The following is a 16,536-nucleotide window of genomic DNA, read 5'->3' as shown; positions in this document are numbered from 1 at the left end:
TAGTCCGGCGCTGTCGCTAAGCTGACCTGATGACAGCTGCCACCTTCGACCCGGTGGAGTCGGTCGTGGTGTCGCTGCCCATGACGACCCGGTTCCGCGGCATCACCACCCGTGAGGTGCTGCTGGTCCGTGGCCCCGCCGGCTGGTCGGAGTGGGGCCCCTTCCTCGACTACACCGGCGACGAACTGGTGCCGTGGTGGCAGGCCTGTGTCGCCTGGGCCACCGAGCCCGCGCCGCCCCCGGTCCGTGCGACGGTGCCGGTCAACTGCACCATCCCGGCGGTCGGACCGGAGCGGGCGTACGAGATGGCGCAGGTGAGCGGTTGCCGGACCGCCAAGATCAAGATCGCCGAGCCGGGTCAGACCGAGGCCGACGACCTGGCCCGGATCGACGCCGTACGCGACGCCCTCGGGCCGGGCGGCCGGTTGCGGGTCGACGCCAACGCTGCGTGGGATGTCGACGAGGCGGAGCGACGACTCCGGCGGTTGGCCAGCGAAGACCTGGAGTACGTCGAACAGCCCTGCCCCGAGGTCACCGAGCTGGCCGAACTGAGGCGCCGGCTGGCCCGGGCCGGGGTCGACATCGCGATCGCGGCGGACGAGTCGATCCGGCGCAGTACGGATCCGCTGCGGGTGGCCGAGCTGGAGGCGGCCGACGTCGCCGTGCTGAAGGTGCAACCGCTGGGGGGTGTCAGGGCGTGCCTCGAGCTCGCCGAACGGATCGCGCTGCCGGTCGTGGTGTCCTCGGCGTTGGAGACCTCGGTCGGGCTGGCCGCCGGGGTGGCGCTCGCGGCCGCGTTGCCAAACCTGCCGTACGCGTGTGGGCTCAACACCGCGGCCCTGTTCACCGCCGATGTGGCGACCGCACCGCTGCTGGCCGTCGACGGTGAACTGCCGGTCGGGCGGGTGGAACCGGATCCGGAGTTGATCACGACGCTGGCCACGCCGGCGGACCGGCAACAGTTCTGGCGGGAACGGCTCGCCGCCACCCGATGCCTCGAGGTGACGACATGACCACGAATCCGGCCGCCGGTGGTGCGGCCCCGTCGACCCGCGCCGCGCGCATCGTGATCGGGCAGTTGATCAACCACGGGGTGACCGACCTGGTGCTGGCGCCCGGCTCCCGCAACGCACCCCTGTCCTACGCCGCCCACGAAGCCGAGGACGCCGGCCGGCTGCGGGTCCACGTCCGGATCGACGAACGGAGCGCAGGTTTCTTGGCGCTCGGGCTCGCCCGGGGGAGCGGCCGCCCGGTGCCGGTGATCACCACCTCCGGCACGGCGGCCGGCAACCTACTGCCCGCCGCGATGGAGGCGTTCCACTCGCGCATCCCGCTGGTGCTGATCACCGCCGACCGCCCGGCCACCATGATCAACTCCGGGGCGAACCAGACGACCGACCAGCTCGGCCTGTTCGGTGCCCACACCCGGGCCGACGCCAGGATCTCCGCCCCGGATGGCGATCCGGCGGCGTGGGGCTTCGCGGTGACCCGGTTGTGTGCCGCCGCCACGGGACTCCGGGGCACCACGCCCGGGCCGGTCCACCTCGACGTCGCGCTGGTCGATCCACTCACCCCGGGAACCGCTGACACCACCACGGCACCGGGCGACGTCGTGGCCACCCGGATCGACCCGGTCATCCGGCCGGCCGAGCCGGTCGCGCTGCCGGCGGTCGACGGTACGGTGATCGTGGCCGGTGACCTGCCGCCCGCCCGCGGTCGGCACCTTGCCGACCTTGCGGCGACCGCACAATTCCCCCTGTTGGCCGAGCCGTCCAGCAACGCCCGGCATTCAGCCACCGCGATCGCCACGTACCGGCTGCTGCTCGGCACCGCACTCGGGTCCGACATCCGCCGGGTGATCATGGTCGGCCGGCCCACGCTGTCCAGGCCGGTGCAGCGACTGCTCGCCGCCGCACACGTCGAGGTGGTCGTCGTCGACCCCCACCCCGACTGGATCGATCCCGGACTGCACGCCGACCGGGTCGTCCCCGGCGTGACGCTCGAACCAGCCGGTACGGCGTGGCTGCGGCGCTGGCGAACCGCTGACCGGGCGCTGATCGGCCTGCTCGCCGACGAGCCCACCATGATCAACGGCAGGCTCCACCCACTGCACCTCGCCCGGGCCGTCGCGGCCGCCGACCCGGACCAACTGGTCGTCGGATCCTCCAACCCGGTCAGGGATCTCGACCTGGTGCCGTTCGTCGGCGCCACGGTCGTTCACGCCAACCGCGGGCTGGCCGGCATCGACGGCACCAACGCCACCGCGATGGGCATCGCGCTGTCCCAGCCCGACCGGTCGACCTGGGCACTGCTGGGCGACCTCACCTTCCTGCACGACATCGGCGGGCTGCTGGTGGGGGCCGCCGAACCCGTCCCCGCCGGGCTGCGGATCGTGGTCGCCAACGACGACGGCGGCTCCATCTTCGCCACCCTCGAGCACGGGGCCACTCCGCCCCCGCGCCGGTTCGAGCGGCTGTTCGCCACGCCGCACGGAGCCGACCTGTCGATGCTGTGCCGTGGGTACGGGGTCGGTCACCGACTCGTCACCGACCATGATCAACTGCAGGCCGCCCTGGCCGCAGTCGTGGAGGGCATCGAGGTCGTGGAGGTGGCGGTGGACCGGGCGGACCGGCCGGCGCAGGCAGCGCGCTGGGCCACCCTTGCCGCATCCGCCATCGCTCCCTGACCCCGTCCCGCGAGCTTGTCCAGGGGCCGGGTATGGCTACTCCACTTCGCCCCCACTGCTCAACCCTGCCCCCACTGCAGCAGGGGCAGTGTTGAGCAGCGGGGGCGAAGTGAGAGAAGAAGCCGACCGGGCGCGGCGAATGCCTGCGTTGCCCAGTTCGCCCGCAGATTTCCAGGAGTCCATGCAGGCAGCTGGCAACGGCGTCCCGGTGCGTCTGACCAGTGATATCCATGGATCTCTGACCGAGGTCGGAAGGCTCGCGGGGCGGTGTGGGCTGCTCGGCAGTCGGGATCAGTTGATCTTGGCCGACTGGGCGCGCAGCCAACGCCGTACCTCACGGGTGGCCGTCACGTCGTCCTCGTTGTAGGCCAGTACCCGGTTGCGGGCTTCGAGCCGGGTCGCCTCGTCCTCACCGTGTACCGCCTCCTGGAACCAGGTCTGGGAGTTGAGCCCGCCGGGATCCTCGTCCCGCCAAGAAAAGCCAGCACCCTGGGTGGCGACCTGCTTCAGCCCCAACCCGGCCACGCCGAACCAGTGCCGCTTCACGACCTCGTACAGGTCGACGAAGTCGTGGCCGGTTGCCTCGCAGGCCCACTGCAGCACTTCGTGCTCGGGACTCCGTTCGGCGAGCTTCACCAGTTGGGAGACCTCGTACCCGGAGTAGTGGTGGACCGTCGCGCCGTGTTCGACGACCTGGGTCCGCAACCAGGTCAGTGCGCGCACCGCGAGCGCGACTTCACCGTCGTCGTCGAGGTCGCTGAACTCGGCGAACGGGACGTAGCTGGACGAGTCGCCGTCGTTGACCAGGAAGCCCCACAGATAGACGTGCTGGTCGGCCGACGCCTCGAGGTCGAAGTCGATCTCCACCGGGGCGGTCGGTACCGCGATCGCGCCCTGGGTGGTCCGCGCCAGGGGAGTGCCGTCGGCCAACATCACCGCACGCCGGTGGGCGGTCCGGATCCGGCTCTCGGCGTTGTCGCGGTGCGTCACCTCCGCCAGGTAGCCGGGCAACAGCTCGGCCAGGTCCGCCGCGGCCAGCTCGGTCACCGTGCCGATGCCGCGTCGCCGCAGCACCGAGATCTCGCGGACGTCGAGTGGCCCCTTGTCGAGCCGCAGGCTGAGGTCGTCGGCGTCCATCGCCGAGCGGCAGTACTCCCACCACGGACAGCGGGCACACTCGTCGACCCGGATCGGCTCCACCAGCGGCGGCCGGGCATCGGCTTCGCCCTGGTGGGCGGCGACCTCGGCGACGTCGAGCCGGAAGGCGAACTCGTGGTCGTACCGCTCCAGGATCGAACGCCGCACCCAACCGGTGTCGGCGGTACGGGAGAACGTGCGGGCGACCGGGGCGTCGAGCCGGACCCAGGTGATCACCCCACCCGGTTCGGGGTCGTTCCCGATCACCCCGACCCACGGCTCGCCGCCGGCGGCCAACCCGGCCGCCTCCAACATCCGCCAGTAGTGGGCGAGTTGGACCAGGTCACCCTCGCGGCTGCCGTACCGGAACCGCCGGTCGAGGGTCTCTACCGCGGCGGTGGGGGAGTGGAACGGGGCGAGCCACGCCGCCGGTGAATCCGTCTTGGCCCGGCGGCGTTCCAGCACGCGGTGCCGCTTGATCTCCACCGGCAGGTAGCCGGCGCTGCCGTCATGCCGGTCCGGGCCCCGCAGCAGCAGGTCGACCCGGCCCACCCGATGGCCGGCCGCGTCGACCGGCAGCGATCCGCCGACCACTCCGACGACACCGTCGGCGGTCGCGGCCCGGAGCCGACGGGCCGCCTCGGCCCGATCCTCGACCTCGCGCAGGTCGACCAACCCCGGGACGGCCGCGAGCAACTGGGCGACTTGCTGGTCCTCGAACTCCTGGCCCTGGTCGAACAGCTCCTGCAGACCCTCGTCGATCGGCCCGGCCACCAACGTGACTCCCGGGTCGAACGTGTTGTGGGTCTTCACCGCACAGCTGCGGGCGGCGTAGGCGTCGAGCAGGATCATCAGGCGCGCGCCCGGTGCAGAGCGACGATGCCTGAGGACAGGTTGCGCCACTCGACCACGTTCCAGCCGGCCTCGATCATCAGCGTGGCCAGCCCGAGCTGGTCGGGCCACGCCATGATCGACTCCGACAGGTAGGTGTAGGCGGCCTTGTTGGAGGCCGAGATGCCGGCGATCTTTGGCAGCAGCGGCATCACCACCTTGTCGTAGGTGGTGCGGATCAGGGTCGACGTCGGCCGGGAGAACTCACAGATGACGATCCGGCCGCGGGGCTTGGTGACCCGGCGGAGCTCGGTCAACGCGGCCACCGTGTCCTCGACGTTGCGCAACCCGAACGAGATGGTGACGGTGTCGAAGGTGGCGTCACCGAACGGCAGCCGCAACGCGTCCCCGGCGGTGAAGTTGAGCTCGGGGTGCCGCTCCCGACCGACCTTGAGCATGCCCAGGCTGAGGTCGGCCGACACCACCGTCGCCCCGGCGTCGCGCAACGGCAGGCTGGAGGCACCCGTCCCGGCGGCCAGGTCGAGGATCACCTGCCCCGGCGTCGGCTCGATCGCCTCGACCGTCGCCCGCCGCCAACTGCGGTCGAGCCCGCCCGTCATCACACCATTGGTCAGGTCGTACCGGGCAGCGACGCCGTCGAACATCTCGGCCACGTCGGCTCGGCGTTTCGCGAGGGTGGCGCGGTAGGAGCGACGGGTCGGATCGGGCGAGGTGGAGCTGCTGGTCGTGGACACGGAACCACCCTAACCAAGGGGTCCGACAACCCGGTTCGTTCACGCCTGCTGCGTCAGGGCCGGGCCGCCGCGTGACGGTCGGGCCGCTGCCGGGACTGTCAAAGGGATGCCACGAAACGGGCGGTGATCCGCTGTGGGTGGGTGATCGCGCTCCCGACGCACACGCTGAACGCACCCCGGTCGAACGCGGCCACCACGTGCTCCGGGGTCTCGTACCGCCCCTCGGCGACGACCGGGACATCAACCGCGGCACAGATCTCGGCCAGCACGTCGAGGTCGGGGCCCTCGGTCGGTGCCCGGTGTTCGGTGTAGCCGGCCAAGGTCGTACCGACCAAGTCCACCCCGGCAGCAACCGCGGCCCGGGCGTCATCGATTGTCGCGCAGTCACCCATGATCAACAGCTCGGGGTGCGCGGCGCGGATCCCGGCGACGGTGGTCGCCAGGTCGCGGCCGTCGGGCCGGGGCCGTACGGTGCCGTCGATCGCGACGATGTCGCAGCCGGTGGCCGCCGCCGCCAACGCGCTGGCCAGGGTCGGGGTGATGAAGACCCCGTCGGTGCCGATCTTTTCCAACCCCACCAGCGGTACGGCCACCGCTGCCCGTACCGCGCGCAGGTCGGCCAGGCCCTCGGCCCGAACCCCAACTGCACCCCCGGCGACCACCGATGCCGCCACCGCAGCCATGATCGACGGAACGTTCATCGGTTCGCCGGGGTAGGCCTGGCATGACACCATCAACCCACCGCGGATCCGGTCCAGAACCGATGCGTGACTGCCCATGTCGAGCAACCCTAGAACGCGCACCCCACGAGGAGGACCCCGATGCCGGATCCCGGCACCGTCGTCGCGTTGGACGTCGGCCAGAGTGGCACCAGGCTGGCGTTGTCCGGCAATCGCAACGGCATCACCTTGCCGGGCCTGCGCGGCGACCAATCGGTGGCCGACCAACTCGCCGGACTCGTCGTCCGGGCCTGTGAGATCGCCCGCGACCGTGGTGCCGCCGCTCCCACCACGGTGGCGATCGGCAGCACCGGCGTCGAGTCGCCCACCGTCGCCACCGAGGTCGCCACCCGGCTGCCGGGCCCGGGCGCGCCGACACCGGCGACCGCCGCCCTCACCACGATGCTGATCGCCCACGACTCGGTGACCAGCCACCTCGGCGCGCTGGCCGGCGAACCCGGCTGTGTGCTCGCGGTGGGTACCGGGGTGGTGGCACTCGGCGTGGGGACCACGACCGCGCGGGTCGACGGCTGGGGGTCCTTGGTCGGCGACGCCGGGTCGGGTCACTGGATCGGTCGGGCCGCCGTCGAAGCGGTGCTGCGGGCCGAGGACGGCCGCGGCGCCCCGACCACGCTGCGCGACCGGGTGGCAGACCGGTTCGACGGACTTGATGCCCTGGGCGTCCGGCTGCAACAGCACCCCGACCGGGTCCGGCTGATCGCCTCGGTCGCCCGCGACGTGGCCGAGCTGGCCGGGACCGACCGCATCGCCGCCAAGATCACCGACGACGCCGGCCGTGAACTGTCGCAGACCGTGCACGTCGCCTGCCGACGCGCCGGACTGCTGTGGGGTGGGTTGCTCGACACCGAGCCGGCTGGCCCGATCGTCGTGACCACCGGCAACGCGCTGGCCTCTCAACCGCTGCGGGACGCCTTCGAGACCCACCTTCAGGTGGCCCTGCCGAATCGCCGCCGCCACGACCCGGCCGGGGATGCGCTGACCGGCGCCGGACTGCTCCCGGGCATCGGCGCGGACACACCACTGGGCCGGTTGGTGAGTCGAGCCGTCCGTAGGTGAATGACCGGGGACCTGCCGGACCATCAATCACGAGCGATCCACCCAGTAACCCGGCTCACGGTTCGTGTGGGCGCATGCGAGCACCCACACCGCATCAGGAGTCACCGAGTAGAACAATCGGTAGGGAAATCCTTTGATCGGCGCGGAGCGGATCTCCCGTCGGTCGCCGGCAGGCAGCGGCCACAGCGCGTGAGAATCCGGCCACTGTTCGATGTCGGAACTTGCGGCCCGAACAGCAGCACGCAGTCGGCGCTGCAACTCTGGCGACCGATCCCCGTACCACGCTTCGGCCTCGGCAACTTCGCTGGCCGCGACCGGCAGGAACCGGACCCGGCTCACTCGCTCAGGCGCCCGAACTGAGCTTCGACCTGATCCAAGGTCAAGCCCTCGACAGTGCCGCTCTCGGCCAAGTCGAGCCGACGGATCAGCTCGGCTGACCACGCGGAGTCGACCTCGGCTTCAGAGGCCCGAGACGGATGCTCAAGATCGTCCAGCAGCTCGGCGGCCAAGGCAACGCGGTCCTCCATGGCCAACTGCCTGATCGCAGCGCGTACCTCATCGACCGACATGCTTCGAAGTCTACCCAGCGGTTCGACCCAGTGGTGGGTACGCGGTCAGCTGTAGTGCCAATCGCCGCCGGTGCCCGGCCCCGGACCGTGCCAACTAAGCTGTCCCGGTGCCCAAACGTGAGCCCGTGGTGAAGATCCGCAACCTGACCAAGAAGTACGGCGACTTCACCGTCCTCGACAGCATCGACCTCACCGTCTACCCGGGCGAGGCGGTCGCGCTGACCGGGCGCAACGGGTCGGGCAAGAGCACCCTGCTGCGGATGCTGGTCGGCGCCGACTCCTCCGACGACGGGTCGGTTGAGGTGTGCGGGGAGCCGATGTTCGAGACCTCGGCCGGGATCCGCCGCAACATGGCCGTGGTGATCGACGACCTCGACTTCTTCCCCGACCTGTCGGTGGTCGAGCACCTCGACCTGCTGGCCCGCGCGCACGGTCTGGTCGATCCGGACAGCGTGGTCGATGAGGTGCTCCACGAGGTGCAGCTGGTGCCGCAGTCGGGTCAGCTGCCGGGAACCCTCTCCTCGGGGCAGCGGCGTCGGCTCGCCCTGGCGACCGCGTTCATCCGGCCGCGCAAGGTGCTGGTGCTCGACGAGCCCGAACAGCGGTTGGACGTCGAGGGCGTGCAGTGGCTGGCGGAACGGCTGATCACCGAACGCAAGGACGGTCTCGCGATCGTGTTCGCCAGCCACGAACCGCACCTGGTCGACAACGTCGCCACCCGCATCGTCACCCTCGGCAGCGCCCGGGGCGGCAACGCCGACGTCGCGGACGAGCCCACCGACAACTCCCAGCCGACCGGTCAGTCCGGTGCCGGCCAGCCCAAGGGCGGCCCCCCGAAGCCGGGCAACAAGCCGGGCGGGGCACCACCGAAGGGCAAGCGCAAGGGCGGCCGGCGATGACGTCGGTTCCGGCGGACGGCACCGCGTCGGGCCGCGCCTCGTTGGCGGTCGACGACTCCCTGATCCACGAGCGTGACCTGACCGACCTGATGAAGGACTGGCGCTCGGGTCGCGCCACCCGCCGCCTCGGTGAGGCCGTCTCCAACGCCTACGTCGGCATCTTCGCGTTCGTGATGTTGGGCGCGATGATCGCCAACGTGATCGTCCAGGCCCAGGGCTCGGTGTCCAACTGCACCACCGACACCTGTACGTCCGCCCGCACGTTGTTGCCCTGGGCGACGGTCGCGGTGTCGATCGCGCTCGCGCTCGCCATCAGCCGACTGTTCGGCCCTGTCCTTGCCTCGGCCGCCGAAGGGTTCTGGCTGCTGGACGCCCCCGTCCGCCGCGGCCGGCTGCTGGCACCCAGGTTGTACGCGGTCGTGGCAGTCACGATCGGGGTGGGCGCCCTGCTCGGCGGGCTGGTCGCCGCGCTCACCGGGTCGTCGCTGGTCGCGATCGTCGGCTGGGTGCTCGCCACCGGGCTCGCCGCCGGTGGTGCCGTCGCGTTGGCCGCTGCCCAGCAGGGCCGCGACGACAACGTCGTCACCCGCGTGCTGAGTGCCCTGTTCGCGCTGGTGACGTTCGCCGCGTTGCTGGCGGTGGTGATGGTGGCGGCCGGACGGTTGCAGTTGCCGCCGCTGGACTCGATGACCACCGTGGTGGCCGGCGCGGTCGCCGGGGTCGGCCTGCTGGGCGGCGGACTGATGTTGATCTTGGCCCGACGACACCTCAACCGACTGCAACGGACCCGGCTGACCAGCGGCGGCTCGCTGGCGAAGGGGCTGTCCGGTGCGATGTTCGCCCTGGACCTGGGGCTGATGAGCGACATCTTGACCGAGCGTCGTTGTGAGGAGATCGGACACGTCCGGATCCGGCGGGGTCGCTCGTCCGGACTGACCACCCTCGCGCTGCGGGACGCCCAACGCCTGTTGCGTTTCCCGCGACCCCTGCTGCCGTTCGCGGTGTCGATCGTGGTGCCGTACGTCCTGGACGCCTTGGGCCTGGCGGTGATCGCACCGGTCGTGTCGGCCATCGCGCTGTTCGCCGCCGTCACCGGGATGCTGGGCGGGCTGCGGGTGCTGTCGCGGTCCGGCGGCATGCAACGCTCCATGCCGTTCAGTCCCGGCCAGATCAAGCGGGCCAGTGTGATCGTCCCCGCCATCTTGTGCGTGCTGTGGGCCTTCGCCACCTTCCCGGCCTACCTCGGCTTCGGCGAAGGGGCGGTCGTACGGACCATCCCCGATGCCATGATCATCGCCGAGATCGTGGCCGCCGCCGGGCTGCTCGGCGCCATCCGGTGGACCATCGCCAAGCCGATCAACTTCAACGCCCCGATGGTCGCCACCGGTGCCGGCGCGATGCCGCCGGGCATGATCGCGAACCTGATCCGCGGCTTCGACCTGTGCCTGTTGATCACCGCCCCGCTGATCTTCGGCCTGCCGTGGATCATCTCGGTGGTGCTCGTGCTGATCTGCGCGTTCGTCCTGCTGGGCTCGTTCAACATGGCCGAGATGCAGGAGAAGGCGAAGCAGCAGCAGGCCGAGTACGACAAGGTGAAGGCGGCCCGTGGCCGCTAGCCCCGTCGGATGAGAGATCTCTCATCAACCTTTCCTGATGGCCTCATCCGGTAGGGATTGAATGGTTGGCATGGGGAAGTCAACGAAGTGGATCGTGGTGGGTGGCGCGGCCGCCTTCGTACTGGCACCCGTGGCGACCTTCGCCGCACTGCCGTCGGTTGATGCCGAGGTGCCCGGTGGTGGCATCGCCGTGACCTCCACCAAGTCGACCACGGCCAACCCGCAGCCGCCGGCGAGTCCGACGAGCAGCAGCGCGCCCGGTACGCCGTCCGCATCGGCCACCGAGCCGGCCCCGCCCACGGCCAGCCCGGCGAGCCCGAAGACGTCGGTCAGCACGGTCAGCCCGAAGACGCCGGTCAGCCCGCCGACCCCGGCCCCGCAGAGCCCGGTCAGCCCGCAGACGCCGGTGAGCCCGGTGAGTGCACAGTCCGCGGCCAGCGCCGGCTCGGCCAACAGCGCCGGATCGGCCAGCAGCGCCGACTGAGCCGCGTCGGCTTGATCAGCGTCGGAGAAGCAGCGGCGCCGATCAGGTCCGTCAGTCGTCCCGTAGCCGGTACCCGGCCCCGCGGACGGTGAGGATCTGGTCGGCGCCGATCTTGTTGCGCAGGTAGCGCACGTACACGTCCACCACGTTGGAACCGGGGTCGAAGTCGTACCCCCACACCTGTGACAACAACTGCGTCCGACTGAGCACCTGGCCCCGGTGACGCATGAACGTCTCCAACAACGAGAACTCCCGCGCCGACAGCTCGACCCGCCGGTCGTCGACGGCCAACTCGCGGGTGCGCAGGTCGAGGCTCAGCTTGCCGGCGGTGAGCACCGTGTCCTGGTCGCCGGTCGGCTCGACCAGCCGGATCCGCGTCCGGGCCAGCAACTCCTCGAACCGGAACGGCTTCGACATGTAGTCGTCGGCCCCACCCTCGAGCCCGGCCACGGTGTCGGTCACCGAGTCGCGGGCGGTCAGGATGATCACCGGCAGCCGGGATCCCTGCCCACGCAGGGCCTTCAGCACCTCGAACCCGTCCATCCCGGGCATCCCGATGTCGAGCAACATCAGGTCGAACTCGCCGCTGAGCGCGTACTCCAACGCCTCGGGACCCGTGCTGGCGACCGTGGTCGCGTACCCGGCAGACTTCAACCCCTTCTGGATGAACGAGGCGATCCGTGGCTCGTCGTCGGCGATCAGGATGGCAGGCACGGGCTACTCCTCGGTCGATCGGTCGGGGCGGTCGGGGCGGTCGGCGGTCGGCTCCACGATGGCAGACCCCGACCCGGCCGGCAGGCAGAGGGTGAACGTGGAACCCTGTCCCGGGGTCGACTCCAGGTCCACGCGCCCGTCGTGGCCCTCGGCGATGGCGGTGACGATTGACAGCCCGAGCCCGGCGCCGTGGGGGTGTGAGTCGAGGCTGCCGCCCCGGTGGAAACGTTCGAAGATCGCATCCTGCTGGTCCGCCGCGATACCCGTCCCCTCGTCGCGGACCCAGATCCGGACCTCCCGCTTGTGATCGGTGTCCACCTCGCCACCGATCGCGATCACGTCACCGTCGGCGGTGAACCGGACGGCGTTGGCGACGAGCTGGAGCATGGCCTGCACGATGCGTTGCCGGTCCACCGTGATGATCGTGTCGGTCTCCGACTCGATCCGCCACTGCCGCGACCCGAGCGTGTGGATCAGGTCCATCACCCCCGACAGCAGGTCGGCCAGTGACACCGGCGCGGGCCGGATGAAGTCGGGCCGGCCCGATTTGGCCAGCACCAACAGGTCGTCGACCATCCGGTCCATCCGGTCCAGTTCCTCCAGCACCAGCTCGCGGGTGTCGATCACCTCGGTGATGTCGTGCGGATCGACCAGCTCGATGTTGCCGCGCATGATCGTCAGCGGCGTCCGCAGTTCGTGGCCGACGTCGTCCAGCAGCCGCCGCTGGGTGTCGAACGAGGTCGACAGCCGGTCCAACATCTGATTCATCACCCGGCCCAGGTCGGCGACCTCGTCGCCGCTCTCCAACTGGTCGGCCGGGATCCGGTCCGACAGGTCAGTGTCGGTGATTCGCTGGGCCGTACGGCGTAGCGACCGCAACGGTGCCAGCAGTCGCCCGGCCGCCTGGTAACCGGCGAACCCGGCCAGCACCAGCACGCTGGCGCCGACGATCGTGTAGACGAGGTAGTCCCGGTTGATGCCGCCGATCACCACCGACAGGTCGATCGCGACCACGTAGTGGCCCAGCGACGGGTCGCCCTCGACCTGCACCGGGACCGACACGTAGATCAGCGACGGATGGACCGCGGTCGAGACGTGGCGGATGGCCAAGGATTCGCCGGGTCGGGCAGCGGAGGCGATGCCGATGAACTCCTGGTCGTTCTGCAACGACATTTGCAGGTCCGATCCGCTGGCCGGGACCAGTACGACCTCCCCGTCGACGATCCCGAGGACGCCCTCGTTGGCGTCGGGGTACACCGCCCGGATCGCCACCCGCAGCACGTCCTCGGGCCCGGTCACCACGTCACGCCGCTGCTCGAGCGCCACGTCGACGGTCGCCCGGAACTCCGCGATCTCCTGCTGCAGGGCCGCGGTCGCGGTCCGGTCGGCCTCGTTGCGGGCCACCAGGTACGAGATGGCGCCACTGCCGACCAGCGCGATCGCGGTGACCAGGAGCATCACCGTCAGGATCCGGCCCCGCACCGTACGCACCGGAGCCATCAACCAGGCCCGCAACCCACGGGTCCGCGACGTCCCGTCCACCGGCTCGGGCAGCGCGGTGGGATCGGTGGACATGGACCAAGGATGCCTGATGCTGCCGTAGCGTGACCGCCCATGACTGCAGCGTGGCGACGTTCCCCCGTCAAGATCGGCTATGACCAGGCCGGGTTCGCCGACGAACCCGGGCCGGGCGACCGGGCGTACGGACACGACGACCTGACCGCGGAGCTGCGGGCACGGGTCGTACGCCACCGCGCGGCCCGCGAGGTCGTCGTGGACCACTACCGGGTCGGGTACCACTGGGCGTTCCGGCTGCCGGTCGACGAACGGCCGTCGAACCTCCCCGACGACGTGGCCGAACTGGCACGCTACCCGTGGCTGATCTGGCTCACCTGGGAGTTGGAGGAGCGGTGGGACACCCTCGCCGGGGCCTGGCAGCTGCTCGGTGACGCCGAGGCTGGCCAGCTGTTGCAGCAGGAACTGGCGGCCCTGGCCGGGTGGGACCACTTCCGCAACTGGCGTGACGTGGTGGGCCTGCCGACCGGTCACCTGGCCGGCGCCCTGGCCCGCGGCCTCGCACTCGACGGCTGGGACCCCACCCTGCGGGAGGCTGCCGTACGGGCCGCGCACACCCTGCTGGACGGCGACGTCCCGGCCTGGTTCGAGCAGCAGTGGGTCGCCGACGAGTCGTTGCACAACATCCCACTGATCGTGCTGACCCGGGTTGCCCAGCTCGCCCGGGTGGTGGGCCACCCGGTGGCCGCCACCTACGCCGCTCGTGCCGTCACCGCGGTCGATGCCTGGGTCGAGGCCCGCCGCGCCGACCACCACACCGAGCAGACCGCGTACAACGGTTACCTGTTCGACTCGATCACCGATTGGCTCGCCGGTGAGCCGGATGCGGCCGACCTGGTCGACCGGTACGCCGATGTGTTCGCCGGGCTGTGCGTGGAGTGGGTGCACCAGACCGTGCCCGGCCGGGTCGACCTCGCCGTACCGCTCGGCGACGTCGAGGCCGAGATGACGATGTGGCTGACCTGTCTGGCGCGACTGCTCGACTGGTACGGGCCCGAGCGCACCGGCGGCGCGGCATGGGTGCTGTCGCGGGCCGTACCGTCGAGGTTGCCGGCCTCGGCGTTGACCGCACTGCTGACCGGGCCGGAGTCGGGAAGCGACGCCGTACCACCGCCGACCGGGGTGCACGAGTTGCCGACGGCGGTGGCCGTACGGGACGGGTGGACCGCCGATGACCCGGCCATCGTGGTCGGGGTGGCCCGCAACGCGATGGGTCACCTGCACGCCGACAGCGGACAGCTGGTCCTCGGCTGGCGGGGCCGGTGCTGGATCACCGATCCCGGCTACCAGCAGTACCGGCGAGGGCCCGAGCGTGACTTCACCATCGATGCCGGGGCGCACAATGCGCCGGTGATCGACGGCCGGAAGCAGACGGTGAAGGCGGGGGAGTTGCTCGGCCTGGACCCGGTGGAGGTCGACCTGTCCCGCTGCTTCACCGACCTGCCCGACGGTGCTCGAGTTCGGCGGCGGGTGGCCCTCGACGGGGCCCGGGTGACGGTGACCGATGTCGTCGACGGCGTTCCCGACGACACCGAGGTCGCCACCCACTGGCTGGGTGGTGGGCTGCTGGCATGGTCGGTCGTGGCCGGCTGGGTCCGGCTCAGCGACGGTGAGGCCGCGGTCTGGTTCACCACCCTCGACGACGGTCGGCCGGCCCTGCACGCCAACCAGGTCGAGCGGCACCTCGGCAGCCGTGGCCCGGTGACGCTGCGTCACACCGGTGGCCCCGGCGAGCGGCAGTGGCACTTCGTGACCGACCCGACCGGCTGCTGGGACGTCCCGACACTGTCCTGAGTCACTCGGACTGCGACTTCTCGAATGCCTCCTCGTACTCGGCGCGGATCTTGTCGCCACCGTCCTTGCGGAAGTCGTCGAGCAGCGCGGTCAGGTCGCTCTGCGAGCGTTGGCCCCGGATGATCTGGAAGATCCCGTCGTTCAGGTCGCGCGTCAGCCCGGGACCCTTGCTGCTGTCGGTGGTCGAGGAGAGCCCGATGGTGTCATCGGACCGCCCGTTCGGGATCACGATCTGTTGGAGCTCGTGGAAGGCCTCGGTCTTGTCGCTGTAGCCGGGATTGAAGGCCACGTAGGGATTGCAGCCGATGTAGGCGGTCTCCCGGGCGATCTCGTTGAGCCCCTTGTCGGTCAGCACGGGGGTTTGCAGCTCGGCGTCCCAGGTGTGGTGGACGCCTTCCTCGCCCCAGCGGGTGTACAGCTCCTCGGCGGATCCGAACGGTGAAGCCAGGTAGTTGATCACGTTGATGATCTCGCGGACGCGTTCGGGGTCCTGTTGCTTCTTGATGGCGACCAGTCCGACGATCCCACGGCCGAGGCGTTGGTTGCCGGGTCCGCCACCTTCGGCGGCGGGGGTGAGCATGAACTGCATGTCGAGGTCGCCGAAGTTGTCGTTCAGCATCTGCCCCCAGCCGATCCCGCCCCAGTTGTAGAAGACGACGCTGCCGGACTGGTAGAGCCCCGGGGTGTTGATGGTGCCGAACGATTCCGGGTGCAGTACGCCTGCCTGCCACGCCTTCGTCGTCCATTCCAGTGCCGCGGCGAACTCGTCGGTCTCCTCGTTCTTGACGAACTTCCCGTCGACCTGGGCCCAGTTGTTGGGCGAGTTCCACATGGTGCAGCCGAGGGCGCTGAGGACGTGGTACGGGACGGCGAACGCGAACTGGTTGTTGTTGCGGTCGGTGACCTCCTTCGCCATCGACAGGACCTCGTCGGCGTTGCCCGGCGTGAGGCTCACGCCGAGCTTCTCGGTGATCTCGCCGCGGACGATCCACGTGCCGGAGCCCACGATGTTCTGGGCCGGCATCGCCCGGATCCGACCGCCCTGGACCATCGACTGCCAACTCGTCGTGCTCAGGTTGGCCAGGGCGGGGTAGTCGAGCACGGCGTCACCGGCGAAGTGGTCGGTGAGATCCTCACACATCGCCTCGAGCACATCCGGTAGCCGAGGAAACGTGTGCGGGAACTCGATGACGTCCGGTAGGTCTCCGCCGGCCACCACGGTGGTGAGCTTCGCCGGGTACTCCGAAGCCACGAACTGCATGGACAGCTTGGTTCCGAGACGTTCGTTGAGCCCCTGCCACCACGCGTTCTGCTCCATGGGCACGGGCGGCTGGACCTCTTGGGGCAGGAGTGCGGTGATCTCGCCCCCGCGACCCGGTGTTTCCGAGGTGACGGACTTCGCCGGTCGCGGGTAGGACAGGTAGCCCTCCGGCACCCCGAGCGAGTCCCCGGGCAGGTCCGGGGGCGTGGCGCTGAGGGTCTGGAACGTGGGCATCGACAGGCCGGCACCACGCACCTCGCCGCCGGACTGACTTCCGCCACCCTGACCGGAGGTGCAGGCGGCCGTTCCGACAACGGCCGCCCCGAGAGCACCCCCGATCAAACTCCGTCGGGACAGGACGTGAGATGACGTTGCCATGGAAGCTCCTTTGTCACCGATGACCGAAACGCCTGATCAGG

At 70.4% G+C, this 16,536-nt stretch carries 13 protein-coding genes and 1 pseudogene; 6 read left to right on the top strand and 8 right to left on the bottom strand.

Annotated features, from left to right (window positions below):
* The first annotated feature begins 29 nt into the window (after positions 1-29).
* Positions 30-1,013 (top strand): o-succinylbenzoate synthase, encoded by a 984-nt coding sequence (locus tag ACQBAU_RS15855; protein WP_465255676.1) that lies wholly within the window; start codon positions 30-32, stop codon positions 1,011-1,013.
* Positions 1,010-2,686 carry a 2-succinyl-5-enolpyruvyl-6-hydroxy-3-cyclohexene-1-carboxylic-acid synthase gene (gene menD, locus ACQBAU_RS15850; RefSeq protein WP_465255677.1) on the top strand — a complete coding sequence of 559 codons (1,677 nt, stop codon included), beginning with the start codon at positions 1,010-1,012 and terminating at the stop codon, positions 2,684-2,686. The genes ACQBAU_RS15855 and menD overlap by 4 nt, the downstream gene beginning before the upstream one ends.
* A gap of 291 nt (positions 2,687-2,977) precedes the next feature.
* On the opposite strand, the gene ACQBAU_RS15845 is transcribed toward menD, so the two are convergent.
* The 3 genes from ACQBAU_RS15845 to ACQBAU_RS15835 form a co-directional block, all read right to left on the bottom strand.
* Entirely contained in the window at positions 2,978-4,675 is a 1,698-nt protein-coding gene (locus ACQBAU_RS15845) for a TM0106 family RecB-like putative nuclease (protein WP_465255678.1), read from the bottom strand.
* Entirely contained in the window at positions 4,675-5,409 is a 735-nt protein-coding gene (locus ACQBAU_RS15840) for a demethylmenaquinone methyltransferase (protein WP_465255679.1), read from the bottom strand. The genes ACQBAU_RS15845 and ACQBAU_RS15840 overlap by 1 nt, the downstream gene beginning before the upstream one ends.
* Before the next feature lie 98 nt (positions 5,410-5,507).
* On the bottom strand, positions 5,508-6,188 hold the full coding sequence (locus ACQBAU_RS15835) for an N-acetylmannosamine-6-phosphate 2-epimerase (RefSeq protein ID WP_465255680.1): 681 nt from the start codon (positions 6,186-6,188) through the stop codon (positions 5,508-5,510).
* 42 nt (positions 6,189-6,230) lie between these two features.
* Between ACQBAU_RS15835 and ACQBAU_RS15830 the strand changes: the two genes are divergently transcribed.
* Positions 6,231-7,205, top strand: coding sequence for an N-acetylglucosamine kinase (locus ACQBAU_RS15830; protein ID WP_465255681.1), 975 nt, complete (start codon positions 6,231-6,233; stop codon positions 7,203-7,205).
* 335 nt (positions 7,206-7,540) lie between these two features.
* Here the strand turns inward: ACQBAU_RS15830 and ACQBAU_RS15825 are convergent, their stop codons facing one another.
* Positions 7,541-7,774 carry an addiction module protein gene (locus tag ACQBAU_RS15825; RefSeq protein ID WP_465255682.1) on the bottom strand — a complete coding sequence of 78 codons (234 nt, stop codon included), beginning with the start codon at positions 7,772-7,774 and terminating at the stop codon, positions 7,541-7,543.
* Between the two features lie 107 nt (positions 7,775-7,881).
* Between ACQBAU_RS15825 and ACQBAU_RS15820 the strand changes: the two are divergent.
* Positions 7,882-8,523 (top strand): annotated as a pseudogene (locus ACQBAU_RS15820) (ABC transporter ATP-binding protein); the annotation flags it as partial.
* Between the two features lie 146 nt (positions 8,524-8,669).
* Positions 8,670-10,289 (top strand): DUF6297 family protein, encoded by a 1,620-nt coding sequence (locus ACQBAU_RS15815; RefSeq protein ID WP_465255683.1) that lies wholly within the window; start codon positions 8,670-8,672, stop codon positions 10,287-10,289.
* 24 nt (positions 10,290-10,313) lie between these two features.
* Here ACQBAU_RS15815 and ACQBAU_RS15810 read toward each other — a convergent pair whose 3' ends face one another.
* The 3 genes from ACQBAU_RS15810 to ACQBAU_RS15800 form a co-directional block, all read right to left on the bottom strand.
* A complete protein-coding gene (locus tag ACQBAU_RS15810) occupies positions 10,314-10,742 on the bottom strand; it encodes a hypothetical protein (RefSeq protein ID WP_465255684.1) in 429 nt (142 codons plus the stop codon).
* 82 nt (positions 10,743-10,824) lie between these two features.
* A complete protein-coding gene (locus ACQBAU_RS15805; RefSeq protein ID WP_465255685.1) occupies positions 10,825-11,487 on the bottom strand; it encodes a response regulator transcription factor in 663 nt (220 codons plus the stop codon).
* A gap of 3 nt (positions 11,488-11,490) precedes the next feature.
* Positions 11,491-13,062, bottom strand: coding sequence for an ATP-binding protein (locus ACQBAU_RS15800; protein WP_465255686.1), 1,572 nt, complete (start codon positions 13,060-13,062; stop codon positions 11,491-11,493).
* A 39-nt stretch (positions 13,063-13,101) separates the two neighbouring features.
* Here ACQBAU_RS15800 and ACQBAU_RS15795 point away from each other — a divergent pair, with 39 nt between their 5' ends.
* The gene (locus ACQBAU_RS15795) at positions 13,102-14,856 is read left to right on the top strand and encodes a heparinase II/III domain-containing protein (RefSeq protein WP_465255687.1); all 1,755 of its coding nucleotides are present in this window, start codon (positions 13,102-13,104) and stop codon (positions 14,854-14,856) included.
* A 1-nt stretch (position 14,857) separates the two neighbouring features.
* Here ACQBAU_RS15795 and ACQBAU_RS15790 read toward each other — a convergent pair whose 3' ends face one another.
* Entirely contained in the window at positions 14,858-16,495 is a 1,638-nt protein-coding gene (locus tag ACQBAU_RS15790; RefSeq protein ID WP_465255688.1) for a type 2 periplasmic-binding domain-containing protein, read from the bottom strand.
* Between the last annotated feature and the right edge of the window lie 41 nt (positions 16,496-16,536).

Source organism: Carbonicoccus niuqiaonis (assembly GCF_050157065.1).
GTDB lineage: Bacteria > Actinomycetota > Actinomycetes > Propionibacteriales > Propionibacteriaceae > Avipropionibacterium.
Note: the sequence above shows the minus strand (reverse complement) of the source record. Positions and strands in the feature narration are given on the sequence as shown.